Consider the following 17,712-nt stretch of genomic DNA (forward strand, 5'->3'; position numbering starts at 1 on the left):
CGGGCCCGATGCGCCTGCGCGCCGAGCATGAGCCGGCGGTCCCAGACTGCGACGCCGCCGCTTGACCGGCTCGGCCGGCATGCCTAGCGTGATTTCGCCAGATGGACTGGCGACACATGAGGGAAGTCTTGTGAACACACGGAACCGTAGCATCCGCCTGCGCCTGGGCGCATTGGCCATCGCCGCGTTCGGCTTCGCCGCCACGCTCACCGCCAGCGCCGGCGAGGGTTGCGATCACTGCCTGGGCGAGTATTACGCCTGCCGCTCGGCCGGTGGCGATTACGACAGTTGCGTCAATGCGTTCTGGTCGTGCGAGATGGCCAACGGCTGCGCCATCAGCCTGCCGCCGGATTTCTGAGCCTCGCGGCCGCGACGCGGCCGCCATCGCCACGAAGCCCGAAGCCCACGGCCGCGAGGCCGTGGGCTTCGTCGCGTCAGCGCATTCACAGCCTGCGGCGCAGCGGCGTATCCTGCGGCCGGTACTGTTCATGGAAGGTCGCTATGCACAACCCCGCCCGCCAGACCAACGTCCTGGCCATCCTCAGCTTGATCTTCGGCATTCTCGGCTGGAGCCTGCTGCCGTTCATAGGCAGCATCGCGGCGATCGTCACCGGCCATATGGCCCGCGGTCAGATCCGCCGCGAACCCGAGCGCTTTGAGGGCGACGGCCTGGCCATCGGCGGTCTGGTCCTGGGCTGGGCTTCGGTGATCATGGGCATCCTGACGGTGGTGGTGGTGATCGCGTTCTTCGGCGGCCTGGCCGCGATCCTGGCTTTCGCCGGCAACCACTGAAGCGGCCGCCAGGCCGTGTTGCGGCGCAACTTGTGGGAACGCCCGCATCTGCCTAACGTGCACCGGCCAGAAGGACTGGCTAACACACAGGGAATTGCGCCGTGAACAAATCCACCCTCCGCAACCGTACCGCCGCTGTCGCTTTCGCGGTGTTCGGCTTCGCCGCCTCGTTGACCGCGTTCGCCGCCGGCGATCCGGCGCTTTGCGAACGCTGCCGCACCGACGTCCTGGAACCTTGCCTGGCCAATACGCCGGACGACAAGTGTTTCGTCAAATACCGTCAGTGCCTGCGCGCCTACGGCTGCCAGCTCGAGCCGATCTGATCCATTGGCGCTGAGTCGCGCCGTACCGCTCAGCGCTCCCGCCGCCGGCCTTCGGGCCGGCGGTGTCGTTTGCGCGGTCCCTCCAATCGCCCGCGATGCTCGCCTGCGGCACACGGCTTGGGCGATAATCGGGCCCAACGACCGCTTGGGCCACCATCGACCACGTGTACAGCCTCGCCCGACCCTTTCTCTTCGGCCTGGATGCCGAACGAGCCCACGGCCTCGGCCTGACCGCGCTGGAAACGGCTTATCGCAGCGGCCTGAACCCGCTGATGTCGCGCCAGCCCAAGCCGCTGCCGACCAAGGTCCTGGGCCTGAGCTTCCCCAACCCGGTCGGCCTGGCCGCCGGTCTGGACAAGAACGGCGCCCATATCGACGCCCTGCTCGCCCTGGGCTTCGGCTTCATCGAGATCGGCACGGTCACGCCCAAGCCGCAGGCCGGCAACCCCAAGCCGCGCATGTTCCGCCTGCCCGAGCAGCAGGCGGTGATCAATCGCCTGGGCTTCAACAACGAAGGCGTCGACGCGCTGGTGCGCAACGTGTCCAAGGCGCGGCGCCGCGGCGGCCTGCTCGGCATCAACATCGGCAAGAACAAGGACACGCCCAACGAGAGCGCGGAGAACGATTATCTCTACTGCCTTGAACGGGTGTATCCGCTGGCCGACTACATCACCGTCAACATCTCCTCGCCCAATACCGCGGGCCTGCGCGAGTTGCAGGAAGAGCAATCGCTGCGGCGCCTGATCGGCATTCTGCGCGAGGCGCAGGAAAAATTCGCCGCGCGCCAGGGCAAGCGCGTGCCGATGCTGGTCAAGATCGCGCCGGACCTGTCCGACGACGATATCGAGGCCGCCGGCCGGGTTCTGGGCGAGTTGCAGGTCGACGGCGTGATCGCGACCAACACCACCATCGCGCGCGAAGGCGTGGAAGCCAGTCCGTTCGCGAACGAAACCGGCGGCTTGTCCGGCGCTCCGCTGATGAGCCAGTCGACCACCGTCCTGCGCAAGATGCGCACGCGGCTGCCCGAAAGCATCCCGATGATCGGCGTCGGCGGCATCCTCACCGGCGCCGACGCGGTCACCAAGATGGCCGCCGGCGCGAGTCTGGTGCAGTGCTATTCCGGTCTGGTGTATCGCGGACCGGGCTTGGTCCACGAATGCGTCGAAGCGATCCGCCGCCGCAAGGAAGCGCCCAGCCGCGGCCACGTGCCGCCGACGATCTGAGCGCGCCGCCATCCCACGATTCTTCGCCCGCCCAGAATCCCGCGCATGAGCCCGAACGTCCGCATCGTGCGCGATGCCAGCCTGCGACAACGCAACACCTTCGGCGTCGACGCGCGCGCGCCGTGGCTGGTATCGGTCGACGATGCCGCCGCGCTGCCGGACGCGCTGCAGGCCGCGCCGCTGCGCGACGGCCTGGCGCTGGCGCTCGGCGGCGGCAGCAATCTGCTGTTCGCCGGCGATCCCGAAGGCGCGGTGCTCGAACTCAGCGGCCGCCAGGTGCGTGTACTGAGCGAAGACGGCGAGCGCGCGATCGTGCGCGCCGACGCCGGGGTGCAATGGCACGGCCTGGTTCTGCAATCGCTGGCGCTGGGCTATGCGGGACTGGAAAACCTGGCGCTGATTCCGGGCACGGTCGGCGCTTGCCCGATCCAGAACATCGGCGCCTACGGCGTGGAAGTGCGCGACTTCATCCACGCGGTTGAAGCATTCGAACCGGGCAACGGCCAATGGCACCGCTTCGATAACGCCGCCTGCCGGTTCGGCTACCGCGACAGCCGCTTCAAGCAAGCGCCCGACCGTTATCTGATCACCGCGGTCGAGTTCGCCCTGCCGCGCCGCGCCGCGCTCAAGCTCGACTACGCCGGCATCGGCGAGGAGCTGGCGGCGATGGGCGTGGACGCGCCGACGCCGCGAGACGTCGCCGACGCGGTCATCGCGATCCGTCAGCGCAAGCTCCCCGACCCGGCCGTGCTCGGCAATGCCGGCAGCTTCTTCAAGAACCCGATCGTGCCCGCGGCCCAAGCCGACGCGCTGCTGGCCGCGCATCCGGCGATGCCGGTGTTCCGCGGCACCGATGCGGATTCGCGCAAACTCTCCGCCGCGTGGCTGATCGATGCTTGCGGCTGGAAGGGGCATCGCGACGGCGACGCCGGCGTGTCGCCGGCGCACGCGCTGGTGCTGGTCAACCACGGCGGCGCCAGCGGCGCGCAATTGCTGGGCCTGGCCCGGCGCATCGCCGAATCGGTGCAGGCGCGCTTCGCGGTGCCGATCGAACCCGAGCCGCGGATCGTCGGCGCGCGCTGGTGAACGTCGACGCGCCTTCGAATCCGATGCGCGCCGCCGGGCTGATGCTGGCCAGCACTTTGTGCTTCGGAGTGATGGCGATATCGATCCGGCTCGCCTCGCAGACCCTGCACACCTTCGAGATCGCGTTCTTCCGCAATCTGTTCGGCCTGCTCGCGGTGTTGCCGCTGCTGCTGGGCTCGCAGCGCGGCGAGCTGCGAACCAAACAGTTGCCGAAGTATTTCGTGCGCTGCCTGATCGGCATCTGCTCGATGACCGCCGGTTTCTGGGCGCTGGGCCATCTGCCGTTGGCGCAGGCGATCTCGCTGACCTATTCCACGCCGATCTTCGTCACCATCGCCGCGGTGCTGTTTCTGGGCGAACAAGTGCGGGCGCGGCGCTGGATGGCGGTCGCGGCGGGGTTCGTCGGCGTGCTGGTGATCGTGCGCCCGGGTTCGGCGGAGTTCACCATCGACTCGCTGGCCGCGCTGTCGGCGGCGGTGCTGGGCGGGGTGATTTCGATCCAGATAAAGCAGCTGTCGAAGATCGATTCGGCCAACACCATCGTGCTCTACACCTATTCGTTCTGGGTGCCGATGTCGCTGATCCCGGCGTTGTTCGTCTGGCAATGGCCGCACGGCATCACCTGGGTGTGGATCGTCGCGGCCGGCATCTTCGGCACCGGCGGCCAGGTGTTGTGGACGCATGCGCTCAAGCTCGGCGAAGTTTCGGCGTTGACGCCGATCAGTTTCACCCAGTTGCCGCTGGTCGCCGCCGCGGGCTGGTTGTGGTTCGGCGAATCGCTGGACCGTTATACGGTGATCGGCGCGGCCATCATCCTCGGCTCCAACGCCTACATCGCCCATCGCGAAGCGGTGCTGGCGCGGCGGCGCGCTTCGGCGGCGCCGGGCGAGTAAGAAGTTCGCCTGCTCGCAAAAGGGGCTGCGCGCTGGGTCGCTGGTAGTCCGGTCGGAGGACTGGCGTGGGGGATTGGACGCAGGTTGCGATGGCCGCACGGCAAGAGCGAATTCCCTGCCCCTTTTCCAAGGGGGAACAGCAATAGCGACAGTAACGGTGGCGACGCGAGCGTTCGCTATCGGCGTTTACGCGTGCGATCACGCAACGCGCATGATCCTCGACACGTATGCGCATTCGTCGATGTCAGTCACATGCTGCAGCGCACGACGTGGTTTCGCGCGATACCGGTTTCCGTGACGCGCGGCGGGGCAATAGCGGTCACTCGCGAGCGCATTCGCGGTCAATCTGGCTTCACGCGGCCAAACACGCCGAATCGCGATTGACCCGTCACTTACGCAGGGCTATCCCGGACGCTGCAGTACGGAGGGGAACCCGGCCGCGCGCACGCCCTAGCTCGCGCCGGAGCGCGTTTGCCTCCTCCCTTCATGACGATCCAAGGAGAGAGACATCATGGCACTGAGCCGTCATTTGGCCGCCGTCCTCGTGGGCGGCGCCGTCGCCCTATCCAGCCTGCCTTCGCAGGCCGAACAAGGCGATTACGGTTTCTTCGAAACGATCCGCAACCTGTTCTCGCCGCCCAAGGCCGACAACAAGGTCCAACCCGCGCAACGCACCGGCCACTACCCCCTGCTCAGCCGCGACGCCACGCGCGCCGACGGTTTCGATCCGGCCGCTTACTACCAATGGCAGACCGTGCAACTGCCGGTGGAAACCGGCGCGATCTGCGGCAACGGATCGCCGTACAAGATCTTCGTCAACCGCGTCCCCGACACCACCAACACCATCATCTACATGGAAGGCGGCGGCGCGTGCTGGGACTACCCCAGCTGCACCGGCGCCACCGGCGTGCGCGGCGCGCGCAATCCCAACGGCGTGCCCGACGATTACATGAAGCTGCTCAACCCGGGCGCCAGCCTGGTCAGCCCGTTCGTGACCCGCGTGAGCCCGTTCGACGCGGTCAAGACCCAGGGCTGGAACATGGTCTACGTGCCCTACTGCACGGGCGATATCTACAGCGGCGACAAGGTCGCGGTGTACGACGATCCCACCGGGCAGAAGCCGCCGCTGGTGTGGCACCACAACGGTCTGCGCAACACTCGCGCGCTCACCGCCTGGCTCAAGGACAATCTGCCGCGTCCGGGCCAGATGCTCAGCACCGGCTGCAGCGCCGGCGGCGCCGGCAGCCTGATCGCCTACGATTCGGTCCGCAGCGATCTGGCCCCGACCAGCGCCTTCCTGATCGACGATTCCGGCCCGATCTTCCCGACCCCGCGCAACGCCAGTCCGTCCGAATATCCCTCGCAGCCGCTGATGAACAAGATCCGCGACGTGTGGGGCCTGGACGCGCCGAACGGTCCACTGGCGTTCCTGGCCTCGGGCCTGCCGCAAATCGATCTCAACGAACTGGGCTCGATCTACCCGGCCCTGGCCAACAAGCACCGTAGCGACCGCCTCGGCCAGACCCACTTCTGGCAGGATCTGAACTACTCCTCGTACTCCTACGAGCGCTTCCACGACGACATCGCGCAAGCGCCCAATCAGGCGGCCAAGGAAGCGTTGATTCACGCCAAATGGGGCACCGATACCACCCGCCTGGCGGCGCGCTTGAACACGCTGGACAATTTCGGCGGTTACTTCCCGCAGTACCGCGCCTTGAACGAAAGCCACTGCACGACCATCGTCGATTTCAAGAACGGCGACGTGCAAGCGCAGAACCTGGAGCTGAAGCACTTCATCGACAGCGTGCTGGACGGCAACGGCAAGGTGCTCGACGCCAGCGAAACCAGCGACGCGGCCGACAAGGCCAAGCCGTTCAACCTGCTGTACTGGCTCGTCGATCAATTGATCTGACCGACGGTGCCGGCATGAAACGCCATACCGCCATGCTCGGCCTGGCCCTGACCGTCGCGGCGTTCGCCGCGGCGGTCAGCCTGGGCTGGCTGCCGATGTATCCGGCCCGCGCCGACGCCGCGTCCACTCCGGCGGCCGTCGCCGCGGTGGCCAACGCCAGCCAGGGCACGCCGCTGCAGAACCTGCTGTCGACACCGCAGGCGCGCAGCTACCAACAACGCCAGAAGTTCCACAGCGACGCGCGGGACTTCTTCCGCGTCGCCGCCTCGCTGGGACCGGTGGAACGCGAACGCCGCGCGCAGACGCTGCAAAGCCGGATCGACGGCTACGAACAAGCACGCGAGCTGTCGGCCGGGGAAAGCCTGATGCTGCGCATTGGCCTGATCCAGGCCACCGTGCCCGACGAAGCCCGGCAAAAAGCCTTGGTGCAACAGCTCGCCCAACGCTACCGCGCCGATGCGCGGCAGCGCGAACAACGCTGGGCCGAGCAGCAACAAAACGACCCTCGCTTCCAGAACTACAAGCAACGCGAACGCATCGTCGTCGAGGAAGTGATGGCGATGACGCAGATCCCCGGCGGCGTGACCCGCGACGAGTATCTGCGCCAACGCCTGCAGGCCGAACGCGAACGGGCGTATCGCTGATCGGCGCGCTTGCGGCGCCGGTCGCCGCAAGCGCTGGGCAGGTGTCGATCGCCGCGCGCACACCGGCGATCGACTCAGCGTCTGCTTCGGGCACGGGCCGCGTGCCGATCGCGAACCTCACCCGTAGTCCCATGCCACGGCCGATGCGCCGACGCCCCTGGCGTCTGGTCCGGCCACGCCCCGTTACACCTCGCCCGTCCCGCCCAAGCCCGCAGCATGCGCGCGCATCCCCGTCAATGCGCCCGACGCCGCGCGTTGCCAAGCGTCGATGCCGGTCACGGCGCGACCGCGACGGGCTGCCTGTGCGCCTTCCCACGTCTGCAATGTCGGCTCGATACACTCCGAAGCGATCGCATCGCGGCCCGCGCCTGCTCCCGCGCATCCACGCCCGCGCCTGCACGCCCACGCATGCAGGCCGCCGCACGCGCGCCGCCGCCCCGACCGAGGAACCCGATGCAGGTGAAAACCAACGATTACGTCGAGCTCAAGAGCGAAATCCTCGACGGCATGCGCAGCTACATGGAAGACCTCGCCCAGGACGGCGCCGATGCGGGTTACAACGTCGGCGATATCGACGAGTGCGAGCGCATCATCGACCGTTTCCTCGACGCCGCGCGCGCGGCGGCCGAGAGCGGCGATCGCACCGCCGCACACGCTTCGGTGCGGCGCATCGTGCTGGCGCTCAACGCGCTCAATGCGCGCTGCGGCTACAACCTGATCGAAACCGATCAGCGCGAGGGCCTGTGCGAACTGATCCTGAGCGCCGCCGCGGATGCCGGCGCGATCGCGGGCGAGGAAGACATCACCGAGACCTGGCGCGAGTGGTGAAACCGGCGGCATCCATCCCGCCGGTCCGTTCGATCCGTTCGATCCGTCCTGCACGCGCGATGTGCAGGCTACGTAACAACCGTATCTCCGCCCCGTCGATCCGACAACGCCGACAAGCGCGGGCACAAAAAAGCCGGGCCCGCGAACGGGCCCGGCCTGCGACTCGCTAAGCGATCAGCGCGCGGTGACCGTGAGGGCCACGCGCAAAGCCACCTTCGGCCGCACCGGATCGTTGCTGGCTACGCAGACGTAACCCACATGCGAACCCGGCGCCAGTCCGGCGGTGTTGATACGCACCCGATTGGCCAGCTCGCGGTTGCCTTGAACCCGGCCGAACGCGCGCTGCGGAGCGCCGATCCACGGCGCACCGCAAGCGCTCTGGCCCTGGATGTCGAAGGCCAGACCGGCGAAGCCAGCGCCCGCGCCCCAGTTGCCCGCGCCGCCGGGCTCGATGGCGATGGTGCGGAACTGGTTGTCGCCGGTGTTGGAGGCGAACCAGACCCAACGGTTGGCGAAGCTGGTACGCGCGTTGACCACCAGCCAGTAACGGCCCGCCGGCAACTGCACGTTCTGTCCGGCCGCGGCCATATCCAGGGTGACGTTGGCGCCGTTGACGGTCACGCCCGCCGCGGTCGGCGCGGCGGTGTAGCTCCACACCGCGGACCCCGCCAGCGGATGGCTGCCGGGATTGCCCGCGTTATCGCTGTACACGCTCCAGGTCAGATTGGCCGCGACGCTCGCCAAGGCCGCACCGCTGGACACGAAGCCTTCCGAGAACAGCTTCGACAATTGCGTGTTTCCGGTGAGGACGAAATCGTCCGCCGAGAACTGCGCCTGCAAGCCGCCGGCCGAAGCCGGATCGGTGTAGACCGTGCTGCGGAAGCCGCTGTTGACGCCTTCGGCCGTTGCGTGGTTGATGGTGATCGCGGCCGAACCGGTATTGTCGACTTCGAACTCCAACGGCGATGCGCTGCGGCTGGCGATGCGGAAGTCGGCGAAACCGCGGCTGCCGGCCGGCAAGCTCAGAGCGACCTGCTCCGGAGCGAGCGCGATCTGCGGCGGCGGCACGGCGACGGCGATGGGCAAGTGCAGATCCGGCGTATCGCGGCCGATCAGCGGCTTGAGCTCCAACTGGCCGAAGTGCCACGAACCGTCCTGAGGATACGACGGGGTCAGCACGAACACCTTGATCTTGCTGGTCTGGCCCGGCGCCGACAGCACCAGCGGCGGGAACGCGATGCCCTGCACTCCCTTGACCTGCGCGATATACAACTCGAGCTTGCCCTGCGCATGACGGAACTTACGCTCGAAGCTGCACGAGCTGTAGCAACTGCTCGAGGTGAAGCTGGCCAGATTCAACGCCGACACGTCGCCGCCCTGGGCCGGATCGGCCGCGAGGAAGTTGGCCGTGGTCTCGTTGAGCACCAGACCCGAACGCACCGCCTGATCGAGCTGGATGCGGCCCGAACCGGTCGCGAACGCATCGGCCGGCGTGACCTCGTCTTCCTTGAAGACCTTGGTCGTGGCGGTCAGCATCAAGGCCGACTTGATCTCGGCCGAGGTCCAGTTCGGTTGCGCCTGACGCAACAGCGCGGCGGCGCCGGCCTGATGCGGCGAGGACATCGAAGTGCCGCTGAGCAAGCCGACCAGGTTCTCGCTGCCGGTCAGGGTGGTGCCGGAAATCACCGCGAGCACGTTCACGCCGGGCGCGGTCACGTCGGGCTTGATCACGTCCAGACCGACCGCGGGGCCGCGCGAACTGAAACCGGCGAGCACGTCGGGCGTGTTCGGAATCGGCGTCGGCGGGAAGTTGATGCCGCCGGTGGCGCTGTTGCCGTTGCCCGTGGCGAAATCGCGGATCGCATCGCTGTCGGTCTGCGCGGCCAGGAACGCGGGAATGGTCGTGCCCGGTACGCTCGGCGAGGTCATCGCCGGCTGGTTGTTGGCGATCACCACCGCGACCGCGCCGGCGTTCCTGGCGTTGTTGACCTTATCGGTGAAATTGCAGGTGCCGCGGCGGATCACCGCGACCGCGTTCTGGAAGGTGTTGGCCGCGAACGCGGCGCAACCGTCGTTGGCCGAATCGATGCCCGCGCTCACGCGCACCGGCGTGGTCGGCGGCAGTGTGGCGGTGAATGCGGTACCCGACACGCCTTCGGTCAACTGCACCGCCTGCAAGGCCGGCGGCACCGCGCCGGGGCCGGTGATCTGCAACAGATAAGCAAACGTGCCGCGGCCGTGGTTGGAAGCGGCGGTGGTCGAGGTCCAGGGCTGGCGATGGCCGGTGGTGTTCGGGCCTGGGCCGCTGTTGCCGGCCGAGGTGGCGATGAAGATGCCCGAGTCGGAAGCATTGAGGAAGGCCAGCGACACCGCTTCGCCCCACGGCGAGCCGCCGCCGCCGATCGAGTAATTGATCACGTCCACACCGTCGGCGATGGCCTGATCGATCGCGGCGACCGCCGACACGTTCGGGCATGAGCCCTGATTGGTGGCGATGTTGGTGTAGCAGATGTCGTAAGCGATGATGTTGGCGTGCGGCGCGACGCCGGAGATGCGGACGTCGCGTCCCTTGAAGTTCGCGGTCCAGGCATTGCCGGCGGTGGTCGAGGCGGTGTGGCTGCCGTGGCTGTTGGTGTCGCCGAAACCGGGCTCTTCGCGCAGGCCCGGCACGCCGCAGGTGTTGCCCGGAGCGCCGCAGACGAAGTCCCAGCCGCCGATCAACTTGTCGTTGCATCGGCCTTCGTCGGCGCCGCCGGGTGCGCAGGTGCCGATGTAGTTGCCGCTGCCGTTCGGATTGACGTGGTGATAACCGGTATCGTCGACCGCGGCGAATGCCGGGCTGCCGAAATTGATGCCGGTATCGAGAATGCCGACCACCACGCCTTCGCCGCGGAAGTTGGTGGGATTGGCGTTCCACAGCGACGGCGCGCCGATCAGTTGCGGGCCGACGTCGGTGTCGAGCGCGTACTCGCGGTATTCCTCGACCAGTTCGACGCCGGGCAGCTTGGCCACGCGCGCGGCTTCGTTCTGGGTCATGCGCGTGACCACGCCGTTGACCGCGTGATGCATGCGCCGTTCGATGCTGAGCGGACGGCCGATCAAAGAACGGATGCCGCTTTCGTGATCGCGTTGAGCGCGGTCGAGGTATTGCACGTAGCCGCGCGCCTGCGCGCCGCGCACATCGACGCGGCTGCCGCCGCCGACGCCCTTGGCCAGCGCCACGTTGGCGTTCTGCGCGCCTTCCAGGCGCTGCGGCGCCGGCAGGCCGGCGACTTCGCCGTGATACGCGCTCACCGGCGCTTCCTTGTAGAGCACGATGTAACGACTGGTCCGGGTTTCCAGCCCGCTGTCGTTGCTTTGCGGCGACGGCGCGCCGCCGATGACCCCGGCATCGGCCGGACTGTCGCTGTTGAGACCGCGTACCGCGGCTCCGGCGAGCGCCGCCAGCCCGACCAGGCTGATGGCGATCGTCAATCGATTGACTACGTTGGGCATCGAGTGGTCCTCCACGTTCATTTCGCGAAGACACCGCCACACGCCCGCCCCCTTGCCAGGCACGTCGCGGTCCTAGTTGGGGAGAGAGATCGGCGCAGTCGACGTCGTCCGTGTGCCGAACCACGAACGTGGCTCGACCGACCGTCCCTCCCGCAACGCCCGCGCGCATTCGTATGCGCCGGGCCGAACTTCCCACCCACGCGGAACACTGCGCGAGCCGGCGAAGTTACGGCGTGACAATACGCACATTTCCGATGCCTCACACATGCCAAACAAGCATGTTTCAACAGTGAAACGTCACCTTCATAAACAGGCTGCGTGCATCAAGTCTCTCCCGCGGGCAGCGCCTCACCGTGCCGATCCGAGGGCCGACCGCATAGGCTCTGTCGCGCAGGCAGGCAATAAAAGGGAGCGCCGAAGCGCTCCCTGTAACCGGCTTACGCAGGTGAGCGGCTCTTTACCAGCCGAAGCCCGCGCCGATACCGACCGAACTTTCCGAATCGCTGAACGCACCGCCCACAGTCACCGTCGCGCGGTCGCTGATCGCGCGCTGGTAACCGATCGACAGCGCCTGCTCGCCGCCTTGGAAGCCGGCACCGACCGCGACGCGATTCTGCGCACGCAAGCCCGATGCGCTGGCCGAAGACGTAATCAGGGCGCAGGTTCGAAGAGAGTCGATACTCCGCGCCAGAAAGCACGCTTTGATTCCTGACAAGTGCCACGAGCCGGAAGCGAGGTGGCAGCCCGTTCAGTCGGCCGCATGCCAGGGCCGCCGTAATCCGCCGCGATACACCAGCAGATACACCGCCACCACCCAGGCGGTCGCCACCGACCAACCGGCGAGGATGTCGGAGGGGTAATGCACGCCCAGGTACAGGCGCGAGAAGCCGACCAAGGGCACGAACGCCGCCATCAGCGCGATCACCGGCCAACGCCAGCGCGTGGGCCAGCTCAGCAGGATCAGGGTGACCGCCAGGGTCATCGATCCCATCGCGTGCCCACTGGGGAAACTGAAGTTGTGCTCGGGCGCGATCGACTCCCACAACGAGGGCCGCTCGCGCGCGAAGAATTGCTTGGCGGCGATGTTCAACAGCGCCGAGCCGCCCAACGCGATCGCGGCGAAGCTGGCTTCGCGGAATCGGCGGCGCACGCTCAGCACGATCACCAGGCCGATATCGAACGGCACCACGCCGTACAGATAGCCCAGTTGCGAGAACAACACGAAGACGCGGTCGAAGCCCTCGCGCGCCAGACCGTGCGCGTACTCGAGCATCGGCACGTCGAAGACGATGGCTTCCTGCTCGTGGATCTCATCGGCCAGTTCGGCGAAAGCCCACAGCGGCAGCAACAGACCGATGAACACCAGCAGCAGCATCCAGCCGTGACGGCGCAACAGCGCCAGACCGAAACGCGCCTCTTGCCTCAACGCGCCGTCGCCGGCATCGCGGCCCGCGGCGAGGTTCTGCGGAGACGACTCGCTCACGCGCGGTTCCGTCACCGCGGGTCAGGCGCCGACGACGCGCGCGCCGTAATGGCGCTCGACGTAGGTGTCGATCAGCGCGACGAACTCACGCGCGATGTTCTCGCCGCGCAGGGTCACGGTCTTCTCGCCGTCCTCGAACACCGGCGCCGACGGCGTCTCGCCGGTGCCCGGCAGGGAAATGCCGATGTTGGCGTGACGCGACTCGCCCGGGCCGTTGACGATGCAGCCCATCACCGCGAGGGTGAGGTTCTCCGCGCCCGGATGGGTGATCTTCCACTCCGGCATCTTGTTGCGCACGTGTTCCTGCACGGTCTGCGCCAGTTCCTGGAAGAAGGTGCTGGTAGTCCGGCCGCAGCCCGGGCAGGCGGTCACCATCGGTGTGAACGCGCGCAGGCCCATGGTCTGCAGCAGTTCCTGGGCGACGATGACTTCGTTGTTGCGCGACTGGCCCGGCTCGGGCGTCAGCGAAATGCGGATGGTGTCGCCGATGCCTTCCTGCAGCAGCACGCCGAGCGCGGCGCTGGAGGCGACGATGCCCTTGCTGCCGATGCCGGCCTCGGTCAGGCCCAGATGCAGCGCGTAATCGCCGCGCGTGGCCAGCTCGCGATACACCGCGATCAGCTCCTGCACGCCGCTGACCTTGGCGCTGAGCACGATGCGGTCGGCCGGCAGGCCCAGTTCGACCGCGCGCGCGGCCGAGTCCAGCGCCGAGCGGATCAGCGCCTCGCGCAGCACCCGGCCGGCGTCCCAGGGCTCGGCGCGGGCGGCGTTTTCGTCCATCAGCCGGGTCGCCAGGGCCTGGTCCAGCGAACCCCAGTTGGCGCCGATGCGCACCGGCTTGCCGTACTTGATCGCGAACTCGATCAGGGTGGCGAACTGGCTGTCTTTCTTCTTGCCGAAACCGACATTGCCCGGGTTGATCCGGTACTTGCCCAGCACTTCGGCGCAGGCGGGCTCAGCAGTGAGCAGCTGATGGCCGTTGTAGTGGAAGTCGCCGATGATCGGCACCTCGATGCCCTTCATCGCCAGCTTGTCGACGATCCGCGGCACCGCCGCGGCGGCCTCGACGGTGTTGACCGTGATCCGCACCAGTTCGGAACCCGCGCGCCACAACTCGCCGATCTGCTTGGCGGTGGAAGCGACGTCTGCAGTGTCGGTGTTGGTCATCGACTGGACCACCACCGGCGCGCCGCCGCCGACCTGAACGCCGCCGACCGTGACCGAGCGGGTCAGGCGTCGCGGCAGGGGGCCGAAACCGGAATGGGCGCAGGGCAAGGCTTCTGAATTCATGGCCTATTGTAACGCCGGGGCGCGGGGCTTACGTGGGGCGGGGGTGAAGCTGCGGGAACGCTGTGGTGCGGCGGGACCGCCCCGACGCGGCTTTAACTGAACTTTCGACCCGCCTGGAACGTCCGAGGGGGCGCCGCGCTACCATCGGCGCAGACGATGACGCCAATGGCCGTCTTCTTTCGGACGTCATCCCCGCGAAGGCGGGGATCCAGGGCCTCATCGCGACATAAGCTCTGAAGTCTCTGGATCCCCGCCTTCGCGGGGATGACGAGCGGAAAATTTAGCCTCCCCCTAGCCTCAGTACCGAACCGATGCCCCCCAGCCAGCCCGACGAAGTCCTCACCCCCAGCCAGCTCAACGCCCTGGCGCGGAACCTGCTGGAGGACACCTTCCCGCTGATCTGGGTCGAAGGCGAACTGGGCAATCTGTCGCGGCCGTCCTCGGGCCATCTGTACATGACCCTCAAGGACGCGCGCGCTCAGGTCCGCTGCGCGATGTTCAAGCCCAAGAGCAGTTGGCTGAAGTTCGTCCCGCGCGAAGGCCTGCGGGTGCTCGCGCGCGGCCGGCTGACCCTGTACGAGGCGCGCGGCGACTACCAGTTGGTGCTCGACCACATGGAAGAGGCCGGCGAAGGCGCGCTGCGCCGTGCCTTCGAGGAGCTCAAGGCGCGGCTCGGCGCCGAAGGCCTGTTCGACAGCGAGCGCAAGCGCGAACTGCCGCGTTTTCCGGCACGGATCGCAGTGATCACCTCGCCCAGCGGCGCGGCGGTGCGCGACGTGCTCAGCGTGCTGGCGCGACGTTTCCCGCTGACCGAGGCCGAGGTGTTGCCGGTTCCGGTACAAGGCGACGGCGCGGCCGAACGCATTACCGCGATGCTGCAACGCGCCCAAGCCTCCGATCGCTATGACGTGATCGTGCTCGCGCGCGGCGGCGGTTCGCTGGAAGATCTGTGGGCGTTCAACGACGAACGCCTGGCCCGCGCGATCGCCGCTTCGGCGGTGCCGGTGGTGTCGGCGATCGGCCACGAAACCGACTTCACCTTGGCCGACTTCGCCGCCGACGTGCGCGCGCCGACGCCGTCGGTCGCCGCCGAGTTGCTGGTCCCGCAGCAAACCGATCTGCTGCATCGCCTGCGCGTGCTCGAAGCGCGTCTGCACAACCTGCACGGCCAGCGTCTGCGTCAGGCGATGCAACGCGCCGACCGCGCCGGCCTGCGTCTGAACGCGCAGCGCCCGCAAGCCCGGCTGGCCTCGCTGCGCACTCGCCAGCAAGAAGCGTTGCGCCGGCTCGAACAAGCCTGGCGCCTGCGCCTGGAACGCGACACCGCGCGCCTGCGCCACGCCGACGCGGTCCTGCGCGCGCGCCATCCGCGGCGACGCATCGCGCAACTTCGCGAACGCCTGGCCGCGCTCGCCCAGCGCCCGCAGGCCGCCATCGCGCGCCGCCTGCGCGCCGATGCCTTGCGCCTGCGCGGCCTGGCACGTTCGCTGGAAGCGGTCAGCCCGCTGGCGACGGTCGCGCGCGGCTACGCCATCGTCCAGCGCGAGGACGGGCGCGTGGTGCGCAGCGTGCTGGACGCCGCGCCGGGCGATCGCTTGACCGCGCGGGTGCATGACGGACAGTTGAAGGTACGCGTCGAAGGCAGCGATTCGTAACTCCGAAGTCTTTTGTGGGAGGGGCTTCAGCCCCGACGCTCTTCGATCGGATCGCTTGAATCTCGGAACCGACTTGTCGAAGCGACCGGAGCGGAAAGCGTCGGGGCTGAAGCCCCACCGCAAAAGACCTCGAAGCCAGCGCCGGCTTCCGATCTTTCCGAATCTGGCGATCCGATCGCGCATAGCCCGCACCGTTCCACCGCCATCGCCCACCGCTAACACCGTTTGCGCGAGGATTCGCTGATTCGGGCCCGGCCCGCACACGGAGTTCCGCATGACCAAGGCGTCCGATCTGTTCGTCGCCGCGCTCGAGGCCGAGGGCGTGGAGTACGTCTTCGGCATCCCCGGCGAGGAAAACCTCGACTTGCTCGAATCGCTGCGCACCTCCTCGATCAAACTGGTGCTGACTCGCCACGAACAGGCCGCCGGATTCATGGCCGCGACTTACGGACGCCTCACCGGCAAGGCCGGAGTCTGCCTGTCCACCCTGGGACCTGGCGCAACCAACCTGGTCACCGCCGCGGCCTACGCCCAGCTCGGCGCCATGCCGATGCTGATGATCACCGGGCAGAAGCCGATCAAGACCAGCAAGCAGGGCCATTTCCAGATCGTCGATGTGGTCGACACGATGCGGCCGCTGACCAAGTACACCCGCCAGATCGTCGCCGCCGACAGCATCCCGGCGCGAGTGCGCGAAGCCTTCCGCCGCGCCGAGGAAGAACGCCCGGGCGCGGCGCATCTGGAACTGCCGCAGGACATCGCCGCCGATCCGACCCAGGCGCGGTTGATTCCGGCCTCGTTCTCGCGCCGTCCGGTCGCCGAGGACAAGGCCATCGAACGCGCCGCCGAAGCGATCGCGGGCGCGCGCCACCCGATCCTGATGATCGGCGCCGGCGCCAACCGCAAGACCACCTCGAAAACCCTCGACGCCTTCGTCGCCAAACTCGGCATCCCCTACTTCACCACTCAGATGGGCAAGGGCGTGCTCGACGAGGAAGGCCCGCTGTGGCTGGGCAACGCGGCGTTGTCGGACCACGACTTCGTCCACCGTGCCATCGACGCGGCCGACTGCATCGTCAACATCGGCCACGACGTGATCGAAAAGCCGCCGTTCTTCATGCGCGAAGGCCGGCGCACGGTGATCCACGTCAACTACGCCAGCGCCGAAGTCGACGCGGTGTATTTCCCGCAGATCGAAGTGGTCGGCGATATCGCCCATTCGGTCTGGCGACTATCCGAAGCCGTGCAGCCGCAACCGCACTGGGATTTCAGCTACTTCGATCGCGTGCGCAAGGCGCTGCTGGAACAGTTGCAAGACCGCACCGCGGACGACCGCTTTCCGCTCGTGCCGCAGCGCTTGGTCGCCGACGTGCGTGCGGCGCTGTCGCCGCGCGATGTGGTCTGCCTGGACAACGGCCTGTACAAGCTGTGGTTCGCGCGCAGCTACCGTTGCCGCGAGCCCAACACCCTGCTGCTCGACAACGCGCTGGCGACGATGGGCGCCGGCCTGCCCTCGGCGATCGCCGCACGCATCGTCTGTCCGGATCGCAAAGTGGTCGCGGTCTGCGGCGATGGCGGTTTCATGATGAATTCGCAGGAACTGGAAACCGCGGTGCGATTGAAACTGGATCTGGTGGTGCTGGTGTTGCGCGACGACGCCTACGGCATGATCAAGTGGAAGCAGGCGCATGAGCGCTACCCCAGCTTCGGCATGGACCTGGGCAATCCGGATTTCGTCGCCTACGCGCGCAGCTACGGCGCGCGCGGGCACCGGCCCGAGTCCAGCGATGGGTTCTTGCCGCTGCTGCGCAAGGCCTTGGATACCCCGGGCGTGGATCTGATCGAGGTGCCGATCGATTACAGCGACGACGACCGGATACTCAACGAAGACATTCCGCGGCTGGCCGCCGCGGTGCAGTGAGCGAACTCATGTAGTGCGATGCCGGGTCGGATTCCGACCCGACCTCGGTCGGGGCTGAAGGCCCCTCCCACAAAAGACTTCGAAGCGACGACATCTTTTGCGAGAGGGCTTCACTCCCGATACGACCCGACCTCGGTCGGGGCTGAAGGCCCCTCCCACAAAAGACT

At 67.5% G+C, this 17,712-nt stretch carries 14 protein-coding genes and 1 pseudogene; 11 read left to right on the forward strand and 4 right to left on the reverse strand.

The annotated features are described in order from the left end of the window. Positions 1 to 130: 130 nt before the first annotated feature. From ACTOWJ_RS00750 to ACTOWJ_RS00790, 9 genes are all read left to right on the forward strand, one after another. Positions 131 to 358 carry a hypothetical protein gene (locus ACTOWJ_RS00750; RefSeq protein ID WP_441332670.1) on the forward strand — a complete coding sequence of 76 codons (228 nt, stop codon included), beginning with the start codon at positions 131 to 133 and terminating at the stop codon, positions 356 to 358. Between the two features lie 143 nt (positions 359 to 501). Further along, the gene (locus ACTOWJ_RS00755; protein ID WP_441332671.1) at positions 502 to 792 is read left to right on the forward strand and encodes a DUF4190 domain-containing protein; all 291 of its coding nucleotides are present in this window, start codon (positions 502 to 504) and stop codon (positions 790 to 792) included. A 101-nt stretch (positions 793 to 893) separates the two neighbouring features. Further along, positions 894 to 1,115 (forward strand): hypothetical protein, encoded by a 222-nt coding sequence (locus tag ACTOWJ_RS00760; protein ID WP_441332672.1) that lies wholly within the window; start codon positions 894 to 896, stop codon positions 1,113 to 1,115. Positions 1,116 to 1,279: 164 nt separating this feature from the next. Beyond that, positions 1,280 to 2,338, forward strand: coding sequence for a quinone-dependent dihydroorotate dehydrogenase (locus tag ACTOWJ_RS00765; RefSeq protein ID WP_441332673.1), 1,059 nt, complete (start codon positions 1,280 to 1,282; stop codon positions 2,336 to 2,338). A 45-nt stretch (positions 2,339 to 2,383) separates the two neighbouring features. Continuing rightward, positions 2,384 to 3,424, forward strand: coding sequence for a UDP-N-acetylmuramate dehydrogenase (murB, locus tag ACTOWJ_RS00770; RefSeq protein ID WP_441332674.1), 1,041 nt, complete (start codon positions 2,384 to 2,386; stop codon positions 3,422 to 3,424). A gap of 23 nt (positions 3,425 to 3,447) precedes the next feature. Then, on the forward strand, positions 3,448 to 4,317 hold the full coding sequence (locus tag ACTOWJ_RS00775; protein WP_441333064.1) for a DMT family transporter: 870 nt from the start codon (positions 3,448 to 3,450) through the stop codon (positions 4,315 to 4,317). 511 nt (positions 4,318 to 4,828) lie between these two features. Then, positions 4,829 to 6,229, forward strand: coding sequence for a pectin acetylesterase-family hydrolase (locus ACTOWJ_RS00780; protein ID WP_441332675.1), 1,401 nt, complete (start codon positions 4,829 to 4,831; stop codon positions 6,227 to 6,229). A gap of 14 nt (positions 6,230 to 6,243) precedes the next feature. Continuing rightward, positions 6,244 to 6,873, forward strand: coding sequence for a hypothetical protein (locus tag ACTOWJ_RS00785; protein ID WP_441332676.1), 630 nt, complete (start codon positions 6,244 to 6,246; stop codon positions 6,871 to 6,873). A gap of 453 nt (positions 6,874 to 7,326) precedes the next feature. Continuing rightward, positions 7,327 to 7,701 carry a hypothetical protein gene (locus ACTOWJ_RS00790; protein ID WP_441332677.1) on the forward strand — a complete coding sequence of 125 codons (375 nt, stop codon included), beginning with the start codon at positions 7,327 to 7,329 and terminating at the stop codon, positions 7,699 to 7,701. A gap of 174 nt (positions 7,702 to 7,875) precedes the next feature. On the opposite strand, the gene ACTOWJ_RS00795 is transcribed toward ACTOWJ_RS00790, so the two are convergent. From ACTOWJ_RS00795 to ispG, 4 genes and pseudogenes are all read right to left on the reverse strand, one after another. Then, positions 7,876 to 11,196, reverse strand: coding sequence for a S8 family serine peptidase (locus ACTOWJ_RS00795; RefSeq protein WP_441332678.1), 3,321 nt, complete (start codon positions 11,194 to 11,196; stop codon positions 7,876 to 7,878). A gap of 457 nt (positions 11,197 to 11,653) precedes the next feature. Beyond that, a pseudogene (locus ACTOWJ_RS00800) lies at positions 11,654 to 11,833 on the reverse strand (YadA-like family protein); the annotation flags it as partial. Between the two features lie 111 nt (positions 11,834 to 11,944). Continuing rightward, positions 11,945 to 12,622: a phosphatase PAP2 family protein gene (locus ACTOWJ_RS00805; RefSeq protein WP_441333065.1), complete on the reverse strand. Its 678-nt coding sequence runs from the start codon at positions 12,620 to 12,622 to the stop codon at positions 11,945 to 11,947. Positions 12,623 to 12,700: 78 nt separating this feature from the next. Beyond that, positions 12,701 to 13,969 carry a flavodoxin-dependent (E)-4-hydroxy-3-methylbut-2-enyl-diphosphate synthase gene (gene ispG / locus ACTOWJ_RS00810; protein WP_441332679.1) on the reverse strand — a complete coding sequence of 423 codons (1,269 nt, stop codon included), beginning with the start codon at positions 13,967 to 13,969 and terminating at the stop codon, positions 12,701 to 12,703. 311 nt (positions 13,970 to 14,280) lie between these two features. Between ispG and xseA the strand changes: the two genes are divergently transcribed. Next, positions 14,281 to 15,624 carry an exodeoxyribonuclease VII large subunit gene (xseA, locus tag ACTOWJ_RS00815; RefSeq protein WP_441332680.1) on the forward strand — a complete coding sequence of 448 codons (1,344 nt, stop codon included), beginning with the start codon at positions 14,281 to 14,283 and terminating at the stop codon, positions 15,622 to 15,624. 274 nt (positions 15,625 to 15,898) lie between these two features. Then, complete coding sequence (locus ACTOWJ_RS00820) at positions 15,899 to 17,545, forward strand: acetolactate synthase large subunit (protein WP_441332681.1); 1,647 nt, start codon at positions 15,899 to 15,901, stop codon at positions 17,543 to 17,545. Positions 17,546 to 17,712: the final 167 nt, after the last annotated feature.

Origin of the sequence: Lysobacter sp. CA199 (assembly GCF_052078715.1) — a bacterium.
Lineage (GTDB): Bacteria > Pseudomonadota > Gammaproteobacteria > Xanthomonadales > Xanthomonadaceae > Lysobacter.